At 41.8% G+C, this 18956-nt stretch carries 18 protein-coding genes and 2 pseudogenes; 11 read left to right on the top strand and 9 right to left on the bottom strand.

From position 1 onward, the window contains the following. Positions 1-18: 18 nt before the first annotated feature. From fabF to CJ239_RS11980, 7 genes are all read left to right on the top strand, one after another. Positions 19-1251 carry a beta-ketoacyl-ACP synthase II gene (gene fabF / locus CJ239_RS02345; RefSeq protein WP_102210405.1) on the top strand — a complete coding sequence of 411 codons (1233 nt, stop codon included), beginning with the start codon at positions 19-21 and terminating at the stop codon, positions 1249-1251. Positions 1252-1257: 6 nt separating this feature from the next. Next, positions 1258-1743, top strand: coding sequence for an acetyl-CoA carboxylase biotin carboxyl carrier protein (accB, locus tag CJ239_RS02350; protein ID WP_102210406.1), 486 nt, complete (start codon positions 1258-1260; stop codon positions 1741-1743). Then, positions 1740-2162, top strand: a complete 423-nt coding sequence (gene fabZ / locus CJ239_RS02355; RefSeq protein WP_000565512.1) for a 3-hydroxyacyl-ACP dehydratase FabZ — start codon at positions 1740-1742, stop codon at positions 2160-2162. Before accB ends, fabZ begins: the two co-directional genes overlap by 4 nt. A gap of 11 nt (positions 2163-2173) precedes the next feature. After that, positions 2174-3541, top strand: a complete 1368-nt coding sequence (gene accC, locus CJ239_RS02360) for an acetyl-CoA carboxylase biotin carboxylase subunit (protein ID WP_102210407.1) — start codon at positions 2174-2176, stop codon at positions 3539-3541. A gap of 36 nt (positions 3542-3577) precedes the next feature. After that, the gene (gene accD / locus CJ239_RS02365; protein ID WP_102210408.1) at positions 3578-4444 is read left to right on the top strand and encodes an acetyl-CoA carboxylase, carboxyltransferase subunit beta; all 867 of its coding nucleotides are present in this window, start codon (positions 3578-3580) and stop codon (positions 4442-4444) included. Next, positions 4441-5208 carry an acetyl-CoA carboxylase carboxyl transferase subunit alpha gene (locus CJ239_RS02370; protein ID WP_102210409.1) on the top strand — a complete coding sequence of 256 codons (768 nt, stop codon included), beginning with the start codon at positions 4441-4443 and terminating at the stop codon, positions 5206-5208. The genes accD and CJ239_RS02370 overlap by 4 nt, the downstream gene beginning before the upstream one ends. 66 nt (positions 5209-5274) lie before the next feature. After that, positions 5275-5433, top strand: a complete 159-nt coding sequence (locus tag CJ239_RS11980; RefSeq protein WP_257994399.1) for a hypothetical protein — start codon at positions 5275-5277, stop codon at positions 5431-5433. 83 nt (positions 5434-5516) lie between these two features. Here the strand turns inward: CJ239_RS11980 and nusB are convergent, their stop codons facing one another. The 6 genes from nusB to gatC form a co-directional block, all read right to left on the bottom strand. Beyond that, on the bottom strand, positions 5517-5942 hold the full coding sequence (gene nusB / locus CJ239_RS02380) for a transcription antitermination factor NusB (protein ID WP_000203642.1): 426 nt from the start codon (positions 5940-5942) through the stop codon (positions 5517-5519). Next, positions 5935-6324 carry an Asp23/Gls24 family envelope stress response protein gene (locus tag CJ239_RS02385; RefSeq protein WP_102210410.1) on the bottom strand — a complete coding sequence of 130 codons (390 nt, stop codon included), beginning with the start codon at positions 6322-6324 and terminating at the stop codon, positions 5935-5937. The genes nusB and CJ239_RS02385 overlap by 8 nt, the downstream gene beginning before the upstream one ends. Before the next feature lie 21 nt (positions 6325-6345). Continuing rightward, positions 6346-6906 carry an elongation factor P gene (gene efp, locus CJ239_RS02390; protein WP_000568643.1) on the bottom strand — a complete coding sequence of 187 codons (561 nt, stop codon included), beginning with the start codon at positions 6904-6906 and terminating at the stop codon, positions 6346-6348. A 131-nt stretch (positions 6907-7037) separates the two neighbouring features. Beyond that, complete coding sequence (gatB, locus tag CJ239_RS02395; protein ID WP_102210411.1) at positions 7038-8480, bottom strand: Asp-tRNA(Asn)/Glu-tRNA(Gln) amidotransferase subunit GatB; 1443 nt, start codon at positions 8478-8480, stop codon at positions 7038-7040. Continuing rightward, positions 8480-9946, bottom strand: a complete 1467-nt coding sequence (gene gatA / locus CJ239_RS02400) for an Asp-tRNA(Asn)/Glu-tRNA(Gln) amidotransferase subunit GatA (RefSeq protein ID WP_102210412.1) — start codon at positions 9944-9946, stop codon at positions 8480-8482. The genes gatB and gatA overlap by 1 nt, the downstream gene beginning before the upstream one ends. Beyond that, the gene (gene gatC / locus CJ239_RS02405; protein WP_102210413.1) at positions 9946-10248 is read right to left on the bottom strand and encodes an Asp-tRNA(Asn)/Glu-tRNA(Gln) amidotransferase subunit GatC; all 303 of its coding nucleotides are present in this window, start codon (positions 10246-10248) and stop codon (positions 9946-9948) included. Before gatC ends, gatA begins: the two co-directional genes overlap by 1 nt. Before the next feature lie 293 nt (positions 10249-10541). On the opposite strand from gatC, the gene CJ239_RS11985 reads away from it, so the two are divergent. Then, on the top strand, positions 10542-10616 hold the full coding sequence (locus CJ239_RS11985) for a hypothetical protein (protein WP_232610068.1): 75 nt from the start codon (positions 10542-10544) through the stop codon (positions 10614-10616). A gap of 247 nt (positions 10617-10863) precedes the next feature. On the opposite strand, the gene CJ239_RS02410 is transcribed toward CJ239_RS11985, so the two are convergent. After that, positions 10864-11079 (bottom strand): DUF4160 domain-containing protein, encoded by a 216-nt coding sequence (locus CJ239_RS02410; protein WP_102210414.1) that lies wholly within the window; start codon positions 11077-11079, stop codon positions 10864-10866. 129 nt (positions 11080-11208) lie between these two features. Next, complete coding sequence (locus CJ239_RS02415; protein ID WP_000471833.1) at positions 11209-11460, bottom strand: hypothetical protein; 252 nt, start codon at positions 11458-11460, stop codon at positions 11209-11211. A gap of 244 nt (positions 11461-11704) precedes the next feature. Between CJ239_RS02415 and CJ239_RS02420 the strand changes: the two genes are divergently transcribed. The 3 genes and pseudogenes from CJ239_RS02420 to CJ239_RS12340 form a co-directional block, all read left to right on the top strand. Beyond that, on the top strand, positions 11705-13249 hold the full coding sequence (locus CJ239_RS02420; RefSeq protein ID WP_050236944.1) for a peptide chain release factor 3: 1545 nt from the start codon (positions 11705-11707) through the stop codon (positions 13247-13249). A 1134-nt stretch (positions 13250-14383) separates the two neighbouring features. Continuing rightward, the gene (locus CJ239_RS02425; RefSeq protein WP_102210415.1) at positions 14384-17881 is read left to right on the top strand and encodes an accessory Sec-dependent serine-rich glycoprotein adhesin; all 3498 of its coding nucleotides are present in this window, start codon (positions 14384-14386) and stop codon (positions 17879-17881) included. 218 nt (positions 17882-18099) lie between these two features. After that, positions 18100-18354, top strand: a pseudogene (locus CJ239_RS12340) (hypothetical protein); the annotation flags it as partial. A 29-nt stretch (positions 18355-18383) separates the two neighbouring features. On the opposite strand, the pseudogene CJ239_RS12345 reads toward CJ239_RS12340, so the two are convergent. Beyond that, positions 18384-18956: pseudogene (locus tag CJ239_RS12345) on the bottom strand (hypothetical protein); the annotation flags it as partial.

Consider the following 18956-nt stretch of genomic DNA (forward strand, 5'->3'; position numbering starts at 1 on the left):
AAGCTAGAGGTGAAAAAGATGAAACTAAATCGCGTAGTAGTAACAGGTTATGGAGTAACATCTCCAATCGGAAATACACCAGAAGAATTTTGGAATAGTTTAACAACTGGAAAAATCGGAATTGATCAAATTACAAAATTTGATCATAGTGACTTTGATGTGCATAATGCGGCAGAAATCCAAGATTTTCCTTTTGATAAATACTTTGTTAAGAAAGATACCAATCGTTTCGATAACTATTCTTTGTATGCCTTGTACGCAGCCCAAGAAGCTGTCAATCATGCCAATTTGGATGTAGAGGCTCTTGATAAAGATCGTTTTGGTGTTATCGTGGCCTCAGGTATTGGTGGAATCAAAGAAATTGAAGATCAAGTGCTTCGCCTCCATGACAAAGGACCAAAACGTGTGAAACCATTGACCCTTCCAAAAGCCTTGCCAAATATGGCTTCAGGAAATGTCGCTATGCGTTTTGGAGCAAACGGTGTTTGTAAATCCATCAATACTGCCTGCGCTTCATCAAATGACGCGATTGGGGATGCCTTCCGCTCCATTAAGTTTGGTTTCCAAGATGTTATGTTGGTAGGTGGTTCAGAAGCCTCTATCACACCTTTTGCTATTGCTGGTTTCCAAGCCCTAACAGCTCTTTCTACTACAGAGGATCCTACTCGTGCTTCTATCCCATTTGATAAGGACCGCAATGGGTTTGTCATGGGTGAAGGTTCAGGGATGTTGGTTCTTGAAAGCCTTGAACACGCTGAAAAACGTGGGGCAACTATCCTTGCTGAGGTGGTTGGTTATGGACATACCTGTGATGCCTACCACATGACTTCTCCTCATCCAGAAGGTCAGGGAGCTATCAAGGCCATCAAATTAGCCTTGGAAGAAGCTGAGATTTCCCCAGAACAAGTAGCCTATGTCAATGCTCACGGAACGTCAACTCCTGCTAATGAAAAAGGAGAAAGTGGGGCTATTGTAGCTGTTCTTGGTAAGGAAGTACCTGTATCATCAACCAAATCTTTCACAGGACATTTGCTGGGGGCTGCAGGTGCAGTAGAAGCTATCGTAACAATCGAAGCTATGCGTCATAACTTTGTTCCAATGACAGCTGGGACAAGTGAAGTATCAGATTATATCGAAGCCAATGTCGTTTATGGACAAGGCTTGGAGCAAGAAATTCCATACGCTATTTCAAATACTTTTGGTTTTGGTGGCCACAATGCAGTTCTTGCTTTCAAACGTTGGGAGAATTAAGTAAGTATGAATTTAAACGATATTAAAGACTTGATGGCTCAATTTGACCAATCAAGTTTGAGAGAATTTTCTTATAAGAATGGGACGGATGAGTTGGAGTTTAGCAAGAATGAAGCTAGACTTGTGTCTGAAGTTGTACCTCAAGTTGCTCCAGCACCCGTTCCAGCAACACCAAGTCCAGTAGCTCCTACATCTGCTCCAGCAGAGACTGTAGTGGAAGAGACTTCGACGCCAGCTGAAACAAGTGTAGCTGCTGAGGGAGATGTTGTAGAGAGTCCACTTGTTGGGGTGGCTTACTTGGCTGCTGGTCCAGATAAACCTGCCTTTGTAACAGTTGGTGATAGTGTTAAAAAAGGCCAAACGCTGGTGATCATCGAAGCCATGAAAGTCATGAATGAAATCCCAGCTCCTAAGGATGGTGTGGTAACGGAAATTCTCGTTTCTAACGAAGAAATGGTTGAGTTTGGTAAAGGATTGGTACGTATCAAATGATCGATATTCAAGGAATCAAAGAAGCTCTTCCCCATCGTTATCCTATGCTCCTAGTAGATCGTGTCTTGGAAGTGAGCGAGGACACTATTGTTGCCATCAAAAATGTAACCATCAATGAACCCTTCTTTAACGGTCATTTCCCTCAATATCCAGTTATGCCAGGTGTTCTTATCATGGAAGCATTGGCGCAAACAGCTGGTGTCTTGGAGTTGTCAAAACCTGAAAATAAAGGAAAACTGGTCTTTTACGCTGGTATGGATAAGGTTAAATTCAAGAAGCAAGTTGTACCAGGTGACCAATTAGTTATGACTGCAACGTTTGTAAAACGTCGCGGTAGCATTGCCGTGGTTGAAGCAAAGGCTGAAGTGGATGGCAAACTTGCAGCTAGTGGTACTCTTACCTTTGCAATAGGGAACTAAGGAGGTTCTCCATGTTTCAAAAAATTTTAATTGCCAATCGTGGTGAAATTGCGGTTCGTATTATCCGTGCGGCGCGTGAATTGGGCATTGCGACGGTGGCGGTTTATTCAACTGCTGATAAGGAAGCTCTTCATACGCTTTTGGCAGATGAAGCAGTTTGTATTGGCCCTGGTAAGCCAACAGAGTCTTATCTCAATATTAATGCAGTTCTATCAGCTGCAGTCTTGACTGAGGCAGAAGCCATTCACCCAGGTTTTGGATTTCTCAGTGAAAATTCCAAATTTGCAACCATGTGTGAAGAAGTGGGGATTAAATTTATCGGCCCATCTGGTCATGTTATGGATATGATGGGGGATAAGATCAATGCGCGCGCTCAGATGATCAAAGCAGGTGTGCCTGTTATACCAGGTTCAGATGGAGAAGTGCATAATTCTGAAGAAGCTTTAATTGTTGCTGAAAAAATTGGCTATCCTGTTATGCTCAAGGCTTCAGCAGGTGGAGGTGGTAAAGGGATTCGTAAGGTTGAAAAACCAGAAGACCTCGTTTCCGCCTTTGAAACTGCCTCTAGCGAAGCCAAGGCTAATTATGGCAATGGTGCCATGTATATAGAACGGGTTATCTATCCAGCTCGTCACATCGAGGTTCAAATCCTAGGAGATGAGCATGGACATGTGATTCACTTGGGTGAACGGGATTGTTCTCTTCAACGGAATAATCAAAAGGTTTTGGAAGAAAGTCCTTCGATTGCAATCGGAAAAACGCTGCGCCATGAAATCGGTGCTGCTGCTGTTCGAGCGGCAGAGTCTGTTGGCTATGAGAACGCAGGAACCATTGAATTTCTTCTTGATGAAGCCAGTGGCAAATTCTATTTCATGGAGATGAATACTCGTGTACAAGTAGAACATCCAGTAACAGAATTTGTTTCAGGTGTGGATATTGTTAAGGAACAAATTCGCATTGCAGCAGGTCAACCTCTGTCTGTTAAGCAAGAAGATATTGTTCTACGCGGTCATGCTATTGAATGTCGTATCAATGCAGAAAATCCAGCCTTTAACTTTGCTCCAAGTCCCGGTAAGATTACCAATTTATATCTTCCAAGTGGAGGTGTTGGCTTGCGCGTAGATTCAGCAGTTTATCCAGGCTATACCATTCCACCTTATTATGACAGTATGATTGCCAAAGTCATCGTTCACGGTGAAAATCGTTTTGATGCCTTGATGAAAATGCAACGTGCCCTCTATGAATTAGAGATTGAAGGGGTGCAGACCAATGCAGATTTCCAGCTTGACCTCATTTCAGATCGCAATGTCATTGCTGGGGATTATGATACTTCCTTCTTGATGGAAACCTTCTTACCTAAATATCAAGAAAAAGAATAAAATGACTTTAAGAGTTTAAACCGAAAAGGGGAATCAATGGCTCTATTTAGTAAAAAAGATAAGTATATTCGAATCAATCCCAATCGTTCGGTTAGGGAAAAACCTCAAGCCAAGCCAGAGGTTCCAGATGAATTATTTTCTAAGTGTCCAGGTTGTAAGCATACCATCTATCAGAAGGATCTGGGAAGTGAGCGTATCTGTCCGCACTGTAGCTATACATTTCGTATTTCTGCCCAAGAACGCTTGGCTTTGACGATTGATATGGGAACCTTTAAGGAATTGTTTACAGGGATTGAAAGCAAGGATCCCTTGCATTTCCCTGGTTATCAAAAGAAACTAGTAGCAATGCGTGAAAAAACAGGGCTGGATGAAGCCGTTGTGACAGGAACTGCTCTTATTAAAGGTCAGACTGTGGCTCTTGGAATTATGGATTCCAACTTTATCATGGCTTCTATGGGTACAGTTGTAGGGGAGAAAATCACTCGTTTGTTTGAGTATGCGACTGTCGAACAATTGCCAGTTGTTCTCTTCACAGCCTCTGGTGGAGCCCGTATGCAGGAAGGAATCATGAGTCTCATGCAAATGGCCAAGATTTCTGCAGCGGTTAAACGCCATTCAAATGCAGGGCTCTTTTACCTGACCATTTTGACAGATCCAACGACAGGTGGTGTAACAGCTTCTTTCGCTATGGAAGGCGATATCATTCTAGCAGAACCACAGAGTTTAGTCGGTTTTGCTGGGCGTCGTGTGATTGAAAATACGGTTCGTGAAAGCTTGCCTGAGGGGTTCCAAAAGGCAGAATTCCTATTGGAACATGGCTTTGTGGATGCTATTGTTAAAAGAAGAGACTTACCAGATACCATTGCTAGCCTAGTCAGATTGCACAGAGGGGGTCCTAGATGAATATTGCAAAAATAGTCAGAGAAGCGCGTGAGCAGAGTCGCTTGACAAGCTTGGACTTTGCGACAGGCATTTTTGATGAATTTATCCAATTACACGGTGACCGTTCTTTTCGTGACGATGGTGCAGTTATTGGTGGTATTGGCTGGCTTGGAAATCTAGCTGTAACAGTGGTTGGTATCCAAAAAGGCAAGAGCTTGCAAGATAACCTCAAGCGGAATTTTGGCCAACCGCATCCAGAAGGCTACCGTAAGGCCCTACGTTTGATGAAACAGGCTGAAAAATTTGGCCGTCCAGTTGTTACCTTTATCAATACAGCAGGTGCCTATCCTGGTGTCGGAGCGGAAGAACGTGGACAAGGGGAAGCTATTGCTCGTAATCTCATGGAAATGAGTGACCTGAAAGTTCCGATTATTGCTATCATTATCGGTGAAGGTGGTTCAGGTGGGGCTCTGGCTCTAGCAGTTGCAGACCGTGTCTGGATGTTGGAAAATTCTATCTATGCCATTCTCAGCCCAGAAGGCTTTGCTTCCATTCTATGGAAAGATGGCAGTCGTGCCATGGAAGCGGCAGAACTGATGAAAATCACTTCTCATGAACTGTTAGAAATGGCCGTGGTGGATAAGGTGATTTCTGAAGCAGGACTTTCTAGCAGAGAACTAATTAAGAATGTCAAGAAAGAACTTCAAGCTGAGCTAGCTAGACTTTCACAAAAATCGCTAGAAGAGTTGTTGGAAGAACGCTATCAACGATTTAGAAAATACTAATATTTCAGAATACGCAAAAACTAGAACTGGCAGTCAGTTCTAGTTTTTATGTGCTTCTTATACTCAATGAAAATCAAAGAGCAAACTAGGAAACTAGCCGCAGGCTGCTCAAAACACTGTTTTGAGGTTGCAGATAGAACTGACGAAGTCAGCTCAAAACACTGTTTTGAGGTTGCAGATAGAACTGACGAAGTCAGTAACATCTATACGACAAGCCGACGCTAACGTGATTTGAAGAGATTTTTGAAGAGTATTACTCTGCATAAAGGACGAAGAAAAAGTGCTTGGAAGACCAAACACCTTTTTGATTATTCATTTTCTTCAGTTACAAATTGACTGAGCAGTCCGTTGATAAAGCGGGCTGATTTTTGATCTGAAAAATTCTTGGCAAGTTCAATAGCTTCATTGACTGCTACCAGCTGAGGTGTATCAAATGATGTGATTTCAAAGATACCCAAGCGTAGTAAGTTTTTTTCGACCAAGGTCAATCGTTCAACTGTCCAGCCTGATTTGAGATGCTGGTTGATTTGTTTATCCAACTCGTCTTTTTGAGCTTGAACACCAGAAACCAAGTTCAGAAGAAAGGCAGGAATTTGTACATCTTCATCTTCACGGTCATGTGTGTAGGCAAAGCGACAAGCTGTTTCCATATCTGTGCCGAATTCAAGACTCATAAGAGCTTGAAAAGCGCATTTACGAAGTTCGCGTCTAGATTCTAATAATGGACTAGTCATTGAGGAAGTCCTCGTTAAACAGATCTTTCAACTCTGGTTTTGGTGTTTTGTCCGGAACAATTCCTGTAACATGGATATTGACAGCAGCAAGTTCCACATCAGCCATATCACGGACAGCATCTTTGACTGCTTTTTGAATAGCAAGAGCAACTTTTGGTACCTTCACACCGTACTCAAGGTAGAGATAGATGTCAGCAGTTAGTTCTTCGTTGCTTTCTTTTAAGTAGACGCCGCGTCCAAGAGAGAGTTTTGATAGGGTATCAGACACGGATTTATTTGAAAATGAGTGGACACCTTCAACTTTAGTAGTTGCGATGGCAATGATTTTTTCAAGTACACGTGGAGCGATAACGATTTCGCCAAATTGTTCTTCAATTCCCATAGAATGACCTCTTTCTAGAGATTAGGCACGAGAAACGTAAGTTCCTTCTGCAGTGTTGATGATCAATTTTTGTCCAGCTTCGATGAAGTCTGGAACGTTGACAACAAGTCCAGTTTCCATAGTTGCTGGTTTACCAGAACCTGTAACAGTAGCACCTTTGATAGATGGTTGTGTTTCAGCAACTGTCAATTCAACGGTAGTTGGTACAGTTACACCGATTACTTCAGTTCCGTAGAATTGGATTTTTACATCAGAGTTTTCAAGGATGTAAAGCAATTCATTTTCAACGTTTACGACTGGGATTTCGTATTGGTCGTAAGTTTCAGTGTTCATGAAGTAGGCAGTTTCATCCATTTTGTACAAGTATTGAGCTGGAACAGTTTCGATAATAGCTTGTTCGAATTTTTCTTCTGGACGGTAGCTTGTGTCAAATGTAGAACCAGTACGGACATCACGCAATTTCATACGCATGATCGTGTTCCCTTTACCTGGTTTGTGGTGGCTAGCTTCCAAAACACGGATCAATTTTCCGTCTGCAGTTTCAAATGTCATACCAGCTTTCAATTTGCTTGCTTCAATCATGTTTTTACCTCTTTAATAAATATTATTACTCTTCATTTTACCATAAAATCTTCTGGAAATAAAGCCAAAATAGTTATTGGGAGATGGTAGGAGCGAAAAAAACCAACCTCAGGGCTGGTTTCTTTTACGTGTTAATCTTCTTTCAACTTCGCTAATTCCTGGGCAAGGAGTTTAAGGGCAACTTGTGGGTTGGCTTGGCCTTTGGTTGCTTTCATAAGGAATCCTGTGAAGGCCTTATCTGCATTACGTTTACCTGACTTGAAGTCGGCAACTGCGACTTCGTTATCCGTAAAGACTTGGTGGATAATTGGAATCAAAACAGCTGGATCTGAAATTTGAACCATGCCTGCTTTTTCCACGTATTCACGCGCACCACCGCCATTTTTGGCTAGATGGACAAAGACTTTCTTGGCAATCTTAGAAGAGATAGTACCGTCTTCGATGATGGCAATCATTTCAACCAAGTTTTCTGGTGTCAATTCGATTTGTTCCAGTGTCTTGCCTTCGGCGTTCAAGAACTGAGCGACTTCTCCTTGGAGCCAGTTAGAAACTTGCTTGGCATCACCACCAAGAGCAACAGCTTTCTCAAAGAAGTCAGAAGTGACTTTGTTAGCAGTCAACTGGTTAGCATCGTAGTCTGACAAGCCAAGGCCAGCCACGTAACGCGCACGGCGTTTTTTCGGAAACTCTGGCAACTCTGTCCGCATTTCCTCAATCCACTCATCTGAAATTTCAAAGAGAGGTAGGTCTGGTTCTGGGAAGTAGCGGTAGTCTGCAGCACCTTCTTTGACACGCATGAGGATGGTTGCCTTGTTAGCCTCATCGTAACGGCGTGTTTCTTGGCGGATTTGACCACCTGAGCGTAGGATTTCAGCTTGACGTTGGACTTCGTATTCAAGCCCCTTACGAACATTTGAGAAGGAATTGAGGTTCTTCAACTCAGTCTTGGTACCGAATTTCTCTTGACCATAAGGACGAAGAGAGATATTGGCATCCACACGCATAGAACCTTCTTCCATCTTAACGTCAGAAATGCCAGCGTACTGGATAACTTCCTTGAGGGCAGTCAGATAAGCGTAGGCTTCCTCTGGGGAACGCATGTCGGCTTCAGATACAATCTCAATCAAGGGAACCCCTTGGCGGTTAAGGTCAACATAAGAGTAGCCATCTGTACCGTGGGTGTTTTTACCAGCGTCTTCCTCTAGGTGGGCGCGTTCGATACCAATTTTCTTGGTCGTACCGTCTTCTAGCTCGACTTCAATCCAACCGTTATAACCGATTGGCTCATCAAACTGAGAAATTTGGTAGGCTTTTGGATTATCAGGATAGAAGTAGTTCTTGCGGTCAAAGTGCATCTTTTTGTGGATGTCCATGTTGAGGGCAAGAGCAGCCTTGATACCAGCATCGACTACACCCTTATTGAGAACTGGCAGAACTCCTGGGAAGGACCAGTCAATCACGTTAGTGTTGGCATTTTGGTCATTTCCAAAGTGGGCAGAAGTAGGTGAGAAGATTTTTGAATTGGTGTTGAGCTCTACGTGGACTTCAAGTCCGATGACTGTTTCAAAGTTCATTAGTTGTCACCTCCAAAAATCACGGGTTGTTGTTTGTGGTAGTCTGTTGTTGTTTCAAAAGCAGCAGCAGCTTGGTAAATGGTTTCCTCAGAATACTTAGGACCAATCAATTGCAGACCGACAGGTAGACCTTGAGAGAATCCAGCAGGAATCGAAATTCCTGGGAGACCAGCTAAGTTGACTGGGATGGTCAAAAGGTCAGCCAAGTACATGGCAACTGGGTCGTGGTTAAGTGAGTCTAAGTCATAGGCAACACTTGGAGCAGTTGGTCCCAAAATCAAGTCATAATCCGCAAAGACTTTTTCGAAATCTTGAATGATGAGGGTACGGACTTGACCAGCTTTCTTATAGTAGGCATCGTAGTAACCTGATGAAAGGCTGAAAGTACCTAGCATGATACGGCGTTTCACTTCTTCACCGAAACCTTGGCTACGGCTGTTTACATAGATTTCATCAAGATTGGTTGCATCTTCTGCGCGGTAACCATAGCGGATACCGTCAAAGCGTTGCAAGTTTGATGAAGCTTCTGATGAAGCGATGATGTAGTATACGGCAACACCGTATTTAGAGTGAGGAAGGCTGACTTCTTCAACGATAGCACCAAGTTTTTCAAAGTGTTTAGCGGCATTAAGGATGGTTTCTTTAACCTCTGGGTCAATTCCTTCGCCAAGATATTCTTTAGGTAAAGCAATTTTCATGCCCTTGATGTCTTGACCGATTTTTGAAGTAAAGTCGGCAATTCGGATAGGAGCAGAAGTAGAGTCTTTAGCATCTTCGCTGGCAATCGCATTGAGCAAGAGGGCGTTTTCCTTAACAGTCGGAGCGAAAGGTCCAATCTGGTCTAGAGAGCTACCAAAGGCAATAAGACCGAAACGAGAAACCGTTCCGTAGGTTGGTTTGAGACCAACGATTCCGTTGAAGGCGGCAGGTTGGCGGATAGAACCACCAGTATCAGAACCTAGTGACAAGCGGACTTGTCCTGAGGCTACGGCTGAAGCAGAACCACTTGATGAACCACCAGGAACCTTGGTCTGGTCCCAAGCGTTTTTAGTGGCACCGTAGTAAGAAGTCTCACCTGATCCACCCATGGCAAACTCGTCCATGTTGGTTTTCCCAACAACAATCATACCTTTCTCTTTTGCATTGGCAACGGCTGTCGCATCAAAGATTGGCTCATAGTTGTAGAGCATTTTTGAGGCTGCAGTTGTGAGAATACCGTCAGTAGAGATATTGTCCTTAACTGCCAATGGAATTCCTGAAAGAACATTATCAGCATCAATTCCAGCTTCATCAATAGCTTTGGCTTGAGCAAGAGCCTGCTCCTCAGCGATGGTAACAAAAGCGTTGATAGCTGTCTCGCGAGACTTGATATCTTCAAGCGTAGCTTGGGTTAATTCTGTTGCTGAAATTTCCTTAGAGACAAGGAGATTGTGCAAGTCTTCAATGGTTTTATTGTTGAAAGTCATTAGGCATCTCCTCCATCGTCTAGGATAGCTGGTACCTTGATATAGTAGTTGTCTTTTTCAGGTACATTTTTAAACAAGCGATCGCGGTCTGTTCCTTCTTCGGCTACATCAGGGCGGAGTACAGTCTTGCGGTCAGCCATGGTCGTAGTAGGTGCGACACCAGTTGTGTCAACTTCGCCCAGCAATTCAACCATGTCAACAATCTTAGACAAGGTAGTCGCAAAGGCAGCAGTTTCTTCTTCAGAGAATCTTAATTTTGAAAGATGGGCAACGTGTGTTACCTCTTCTTGCGTAATTTTCATCTTGCATCCTTTCGTGAAATGATGATTTTTAGTCTGTTCTATTTTACCATATTTTCCTATAAATAAGGGAGGGAAAGCTGAAAAAAGATAGGTACAGGATGGAGAACGGGTTTTGATGATGATTTATTTGAAAAGCGGATTTCAAAGGGGAAATTATATGATACAATGGTATAACAGAGAAGTGAAGACGGTGGTTACGAAATCGAAAGGATGGTGATGCTTATGTGCAGAACCCGTAAAATCTTAGTAGAAAGGAGTAACCAGCTTTGTCACCCTTTGAGGCTTTGACGCTCATGTTTGTAGCTGGTAACTTTGTTATCACGCTCCTGAAGTTCATCCTTGAATTGGTAAAAGAGACAAAAAAATAGCCGTCCTAACTTTGGCGAGTTAACGAGCTATTTTTTTAGTTATATAATTACAGCCACCGTCTTAAACGGCTCTGTAGGGTGTTGTTGACGCAACACCTTTTTCTATATTCATTGTAACATTTATTTAAAAAATTGCAAGGGGAGTAGGATGGTTAGTACCTAAGTGGGGCAATAGTTGAATAGTAGGCATTAAAATTGCTCGCTAGTTTTTGTTTGTTGTTGATTAGCAAACTAAGATTCTTTGATTTTAATATGCACTCTTTTGGTATTCATTCCATAAAGCCTGAAGTTCATCTGCATTTTCTAGGACATATTGCCTTATCATTTTTAGGTCTTTTGCTTTTGCTTCACCATCTCTCAGTTCACCGTTCAGAAACATTGAACCCACTTCTTCTCCGTGGATATAAAAGTGAATATGCGCTTTTTGACCTTTATGGTTATGTTCGTTAGGACGAATTTCAATACCATACTTTTATACTCAATAAAAATCAAAGAGCAAACTAGAAAGCTAGGCGCAGGCAGTACTTGAGTACGACAAGCCGACGCTGACGTGGTTTGAATTTGATTTTTGAAGAGTATTAGGAAAGAATATTTAGGCATGTAGTAATCCAACGTAGTCCTTCCATGTTTCAAGGTAGTTATCGCGATTTAACTCAATTTGCTTTTGAGCAAAACGAATGTCATAGTCTGCCAAGTCTAAATTTTCTAATACTTCTCCAGTTAGAATACTAAAGGTTCCAATTAATTCATCGTCATCATACATGCGTAAAATAGGGTTGCTTGGATTCTTGTAAATATCATCTTTTGTCACTTCTAAATTAGTTACACCAAATTCCTTGAACATGATTGCTTCTCCTTTTTCTTTTATTATATCATTTTTGCTAGAATTGTCACGGTTTTCGATATATTTGACTACAAGGAGCTTTTATTCGGAGCTTTTATTCAAGTATAGTCTAACATAAAATAGAAATTGAAAAAAATGCTAAAATCCGATATAATGGAGTGTTGAAAGGAATGGTAAAATCCAATGTAAAAATCATTCTTAGCTATTGAAACAAGAAAAATAGAGAATCAAAGAAAGAGAACTTATGAATATTCAAGAAGAAATTAAGAAACGTCGTACTTTTGCCATTATCTCCCACCCGGACGCGGGGAAAACAACCATCACTGAGCAACTGCTCTACTTTGGGGGCGAGATTCGTGAGGCTGGTACGGTAAAAGGGAAGAAAACAGGGACGTTTGCCAAGTCTGACTGGATGGATATCGAGAAGCAACGTGGGATTTCCGTTACTTCATCTGTTATGCAGTTTGACTACGATGGCAAGCGCGTGAATATCCTAGACACCCCAGGACACGAGGACTTTTCAGAAGATACCTATCGTACCTTGATGGCGGTGGACGCTGCGGTCATGGTTGTGGACTCTGCCAAGGGTATCGAGGCGCAAACTAAGAAATTGTTCGAGGTTGTGAAACATCGTGGCATTCCAGTCTTTACCTTTATGAACAAGCTGGACCGTGACGGTCGTGAGCCTTTGGATCTCTTGCAAGAATTGGAAGAAGTCTTGGGCATTGCTAGCTATCCGATGAACTGGCCAATTGGTATGGGGAAAGCTTTTGAAGGCTTGTATGACCTTTATAACCAACGCTTGGAGCTCTACAAAGGGGATGAGCGTTTTGCCAGTCTAGAAGATGGGGACAAGCTTTTTGGCACTAATCCTTTCTACGAGCAAGTCAAAGATGATATTGAGCTTTTAAATGAAGCTGGAAATGAGTTTTCAGAGGAAGCTATTCTGGCTGGAGAATTGACACCTGTCTTCTTCGGTTCAGCCCTGACAAACTTTGGTGTGCAGACCTTCCTTGAAACCTTCCTCAAGTTTGCTCCAGAACCACATGGGCATAAGAAAACAGATGGAGAAATTGTGGATCCTTATGACAAGGATTTCTCAGGATTTGTCTTTAAAATCCAAGCCAACATGGACCCTCGTCACCGTGACCGCATTGCCTTTGTGCGTATCGTATCGGGTGAATTTGAGCGTGGGATGAGTGTCAATCTGCCTCGTACTGGTAAGGGTGCCAAACTGTCTAATGTTACCCAGTTTATGGCTGAAAGTCGTGAGAATGTGACTAATGCCGTGGCAGGTGATATTATCGGGGTTTACGATACAGGTACTTATCAGGTTGGGGATACCTTGACAGTTGGAAAAAATAAGTTTGAGTTTGAACCGCTACCAACCTTTACCCCTGAGATTTTCATGAAAGTTTCTGCTAAGAATGTCATGAAGCAGAAATCCTTCCACAAGGGGATTGAGCAATTGGTGCAAGAAGGTGCTGTTCAGCTCTATAAGAATTACCAAACAGGCGAGTACATGCTGGGAGCTGTAGGTCAACTCCAGTTTGAAGTCTTTAAGCACCGTATGGAAGGTGAGTACAATGCGGAAGTGGTCATGAGCCCGATGGGTAAAAAGACCGTTCGTTGGATCAAGCCTGAGGACTTGGATGAACGGATGTCATCAAGTCGCAATATCTTGGCTAAAGACCGTTTTGACCAACCAGTCTTTCTCTTCGAAAATGACTTTGCCCTTCGCTGGTTTGCAGATAAGTATCCAGATGTAGAGTTGGAAGAAAAGATGTAACTCAGTACCAACAATTGGAACTAAAGTTCCTAATTGTTGGACGCTAGCCGCTATTTTGCGGTCTAGCTAACTGCCTTACTAACTCATCGGCGAAAAATAATCGTTTTCGCCTCTTCGTGTCGTAATGTAAAAATTGTAAACCGCTATGGCGGCTTACCTAAACGCTCCACTAGTAAAGTTTTACGAATATTATCGATTCGTAAAACTTTACGTCGTGACGGGTAGAAAGTGGCCTAGCAACCTAACTGCCTCACTAACTGAGTTTTACAAATGGAATCGATTTGCTAAGCCCTGTGTCGTAGTTCAGTAAATTTACTTGATTGTGTGACAATCTAAGTAACTAACGAGTTTGAGAAAAAAGTTTTTTAAATCAAAAAAGTGTATAGTATCAGGTATAAATGAACTGCACCCCAAAAGTTAGACAGAAAAAATCTAACTTTTGAGGTGCAGTTCAAAACACTCTTGATATTATGCATTTTATTTTACTTCATTTTATTCTAAAATTGAGTTTTTGTTCAGCCGATAGGCGCTTCACTAGTAAAACTTTATGAATGCCTATTGTCTGTGGGCTTTTTCATTGCAAGTCTCAGAAAGTTAAGGTGGCTAATAGTCTGATTTTACTTGGGAAAATTAAAGAACGAACTAGAAAGTTAGATATAGATGGCTCAAAATATTGATTTGATATTGAAGTTAATGACAAGTTTGCAGATAGATTTAGGATAAAGCGAGGATAACTACTGTTGCGTTTTGAGTTTTTGAAGACTATTATTGTTGGTTTCTATATAAGTAGAATTATTAAATTATATCTTCTATATTAGAAAAAAATGTATTGTTTGATTGGATATGTCGTAGGAGACTTCTTATTAATTAGATAATTAAAAATTTTAAAATTTCAGTTGAATTGAATGTATTTGCACAAAAATTAAAAAAATAAGAAATTTTTAATTTTAAAAAAACAAGATACCCCTATAGATGCGACATCTTTTTGATATATATCGTTAGGAATATTTATTTGTTCAGGCATAGCTTTTCCTATACATCATATATTGACCTTAGTTCAGAATTAAAGTATACTAAAGAAGTATGAGTAAACTTGGCAAGAGTTTACACTTTTGTCTGGAAAAGGAGTAGAAAATGTTTTTTAGACGTCAGAATGGTCGGTACAGAGAAACAGACCGTGTGACACGCTATAAGTTAATTAAATCAGGTAAACATTGGTTGAGAGCTTCAACCTCTCTTTTTGGCTTGTTTAAAGTTATGAGGGGTGGTGTTGATACGACTCAAGTTATGACTGAGGTGGTAGAAGATAAAGTTAACCATTCAATTACGGGGTTAGATATTATCCGAGGGGTCGTGACTACAGGAGCTGTTTTAGGTGGTGCTGTTGCGACGCAAACCAAAGTGTTTGCAAATGAAGCAGTAGCTTTGGAAAAAACACTAGATAAATCAGATGTTTTAGTAGCAAACGATACGGTAGTTTTAGGTACGACAAATGCAAGCAATTCAGAGAGTTCTAGTTCTTTGAGTGAAAGCGCTTCGAAGTCGGAATCGGTGTCGGTGTCTAATAGCACTTCAGCAAGTGTTTCAGCTAGTCCATCAGCTAGTCTTTCTGCAAGTACTTCAACTAGTGAGTCGGTCAGTGCTTCTACTAGTACTAGTCAATCAAAAAGTGAGTCAGAAAGTTTTTCTGTAGCGTCAAGTTTATCAGCTGAACAGAGCACATCTGTAGCAACAACTGAACAGTCTTCCTCACCTTCAAAAGAATCAACTAATCTTAAAATTGATTCTGCTGTACTGAAGGCTGCTGAGATTGATGGAAAGGCTGGTGCGAATGTTGCTAAAGCAACTTCTGACACAACAAGTTTAGTAGGAGTGACTGCTGGTGCCATAGCAACAACAGAAGTTTCAGCTAAACAACAGGATGAAAATCGTAAGAAGTTAACCAAACTTTCAGCTGAGATGGGTGAGTACTTAGCAAAAGCTGTAGGATTGCCGAATGCGGACTCTGCTATTACCAAAGTGAATGCTGCCGTTACGGAGATTGAAAAAGCCTTGGCGGATCCGACGAGTGATTTGACATCAGTAGTACAAAAAGCGACCTCTGCTCGTAATTCCATTGTCAATGCTGTTCTAGGTGCACATTCAGGTCAACGTGATAGTCGTAACGGACAAGCGATAGAGAGAGGAACATCTCCTAGGGCATCACTCTCTAGTCATGGAACGACAGCTTCGATTGAGTCTGGTAGATATGATAGAAATAGTAATGAAGTTGTGTGGCGTATCAATATGCACGCGAACAGTGCCTTGCATCATGTAGGGCTGATTGCGGATGTAGATCCTAATACGACTATTACTCGTGTGACCTTTAATAATGGACAAGAAATGGAGAAACGTGGTGGCTCAGGAAATGAGTATGTTTATGATATACGCCACGATAAACAAAGAAACCTAGAAGCAACGATTGAAGTTTATGCTACTGTAAATGATAAGTCAGCAACTGCAACATTGGATGCAAGGGTTGCTACAAGTAGCCAACCATTTACAAGTGCGGATACTTTTGGGGACGATACTCCTTCTATGCATAATGAAGTAGCTACTAGAGTATCGCATGCCCCACGTATGAGTAGAAGTATAGCAGTTCCTAATCGTGCAGCAGGTCAGAGCCGTGCAGCTTCTAATCCGCCTAGGATTACGATGCCATCTGATGTCACTTTTTATAATGATGATGCCGTCACTAATTTTCAGATACAATTACGTGATGATAGAGGGATGGATAGAATCAGTGCTTCTGCATCCAATGCTATTATTACAGGTATAACTTCCCCAAACTACCCTGCTACTAGTAGAAGAGGGCAAGGGGATTTGTGGGCTTATGACTATAGAGGAAATCGAACAGGATATCAAACCTCCCGCAATATTGATATAACAGGTACAGTTGGTCGTAAAGGTACTGCTTGGGAACCGTATAGACCAGGTACTTATCCTCTTGAATATACCGTTACAGATATTGATGGTCAGACTGCTAGAGCTGTTACCAATTTCCATATCAAAGGATTCAATGAGCGACAAAATCCTGTGAGTGGCGCGACTGTCGCAGTAAATGATAAAACAAATTTAAGTCCAACAGAAAGAAATCAAGTATTGGCTAACTTTAAAGCAGCCAATGCAAGCGTTCTTTCAAGTACAGATTACAAAAAAGGATCTGAAGAAGGATCAATCAGTGTAGCTAATAATGGAGATGTTACCATTACTTATCGTGATAAAACCACGGATACAGTCACAAACAATGTTAAGTATGGTGTAGAGAAAACAACTGAGCACTTTTATGCAGTTAGCGACGAGCCTCTATCTAATATAAATCCAAGAAGTCTTGTGCGCCCAGTTGGTGGAGCATCTGACTTTCCTAGTGGGACAAGATTTGCATGGAAACAAGGGCAAGCTCCTACAATGACAGCGATGGGGGACAGAGAGAACCCTAGAACTGCAATCTTAACGGTAACTCACCCAGATAACACTACTACGGATTTAACATACAATTACAGAGTTTACCAAAAGATTGAGACTAAAACCAATAATAGAGTTACTGGTCAATTTTATGCTTTTAAAGCAGCTTCAGGTGATAGAACTGTTGGCGGTAGCTATGCTAATAATATAGGTGGAGATTCATATCTTTATATCAATAATCCATCTCTTCCTTCAGGAACAACATTTGCTTATGAGTATCGTCTGAATAACAATGCAAGTGCACCACTAAATAATCGAACTGGGTCACCTAAATTTAGTGATGTCTGGCATACAACTGCTGATTCAGCTACGACCCACCGTACAACCTATACTGTAAAAGCAACTTATCCAACAGGGCGCTTTGGATCTCCGTCTGCACAAGATCGTGCTTTGACAAGTGAGACAAGCTTTACTTATACAGTAGTGGATCCAGTGGCTAAACAAGAGTATGTTACAACAGTTGGAAATACAACTCCACTAAATGATATTATTGCCAATCCTGGTAATGCACTTAAAAATTCTGATTCTAGAGTGGTGATTCCTACTGGAACAACTTATGAGTGGGTATCCAGACCTGATGCTTCAGCTCCAGGTATCTATAAGAAAGAAGTTAAAGTTACTTTACCACAAGGTTCTGCAGATAAAGCAGGCAACAGTACAAATGTTCCTGTAACTATCAAAGTTAGACCGAACCCACCACGAATCGCAGATAGTCAAGTGAAGCTACAAGGAGGTCTGCCAAATCGTAGTATTACAGTGACAGATGTAATACCAGGAGCAACAGTCACTTTAACCATTGGTACCGAAACCTTTACTAAAAAGTCTACTGGAGCAAGTGTGACGTTTGAACCGTCTGAGTTGAAACGGGTTACTGATACCAATAATGGTTTGTTGCCTACAGGAAATGTAACGGTTAAACAAGAAATGGTTGTTAGGGATCCAAATGGTAGCAATGTAACTCTTCAATCTGACACATCTTCTAATATAATTACTAAAGAAAATGTATCTCCAAACCCTGAATTTGAAATCTATGTCAAGAATAATGGTAGGTGGGAAAAACTTTCTCCGAAAAATAATGTCCGTCCTGGTACGAGATTTTTGCAGGAGACGAAGTTAAGGTTGTCTTAAAAGGTTCAGATAATAGTGGTAAACTTAGAGATTTGAAACTTTACGATGGTACATCAGATAAAGATAGAATATTCTCAGGTGACTATTCTTCGAATGATAGTGCACCAGGATTCAAGAATAAACCAACGAATGCTCCTGCTACTTTAGAGTATACAGCTACTTATAATCCTAATCAGCCACATGCAGATGGAAATAGATGGACACTTGGTGTAAAAGCTGTGGACTTGTCTAATAATGAATCGAGAACTCCAACAGTAGTTGTCGCCCAAGGGAAGTTGAATGAGAAATTCCCTGGTAAGAAGCCGTCAGTAGTCTTCCAAGTTAAACATCCAAACGCTCTGAGTCGGCGTGAGAAAGATGAAATCTTAGCTGCTGTGAAAACAGCGAATCCAGAGACTGCAAACCGTATCAGAAGTTATTCTATTGCAGAGAAGGGAACGGTAACCATTACTTATAAAGATGGAACGGTGAATACAGTAACGCCAGATATATCTGACTCCGATTACCGTGCATCAGTGTCTGCATCAACTTCAGCAAGCACAAGCGCCGTAGCGTCTACCTCAGCATCAACAAGTGCCGTAGCATCTACCTCAGCCAGCACAAGCGCTGTAGCGTCTACTTCAGCATCAACAAGCGCCGTAGCGTCTACCTCAGCGTCAACAAGCGCTGTAGCGTCTACCTCAGCGTCAACAAGTGCTGTAGCGTCTACTTCAGCAAGTACAAGTGCTGTAGCGTCTACCTCAGCATCAACAAGTGCTGTAGCGTCTACTTCAGCATCAACAAGCGCTGTAGCGTCTACTTCAGCAAGCACAAGTGCCGTAGCCTCTACCTCAGCGTCAACAAGTGCTGTAGCGTCTACTTCAGCATCAACAAGTGCTGTAGCCTCTACCTCAGCGTCAACAAGTGCTGTAGCCTCTACCTCAGCGTCAACAAGTGCTGTAGCGTCTACCTCAGCATCAACAAGCGCTGTAGCCTCTACCTCAGCAAGCACAAGTGCCGTAGCCTCTACCTCAGCGTCAACAAGTGCTGTAGCGTCTACCTCAGCAAGCACAAGTGCTGTAGCCTCTACCTCAGC

The sequence above is a fragment of the Streptococcus sp. UMB0029 genome (assembly GCF_002871495.1).
Classification (GTDB): Bacteria; Bacillota; Bacilli; order Lactobacillales; family Streptococcaceae; genus Streptococcus.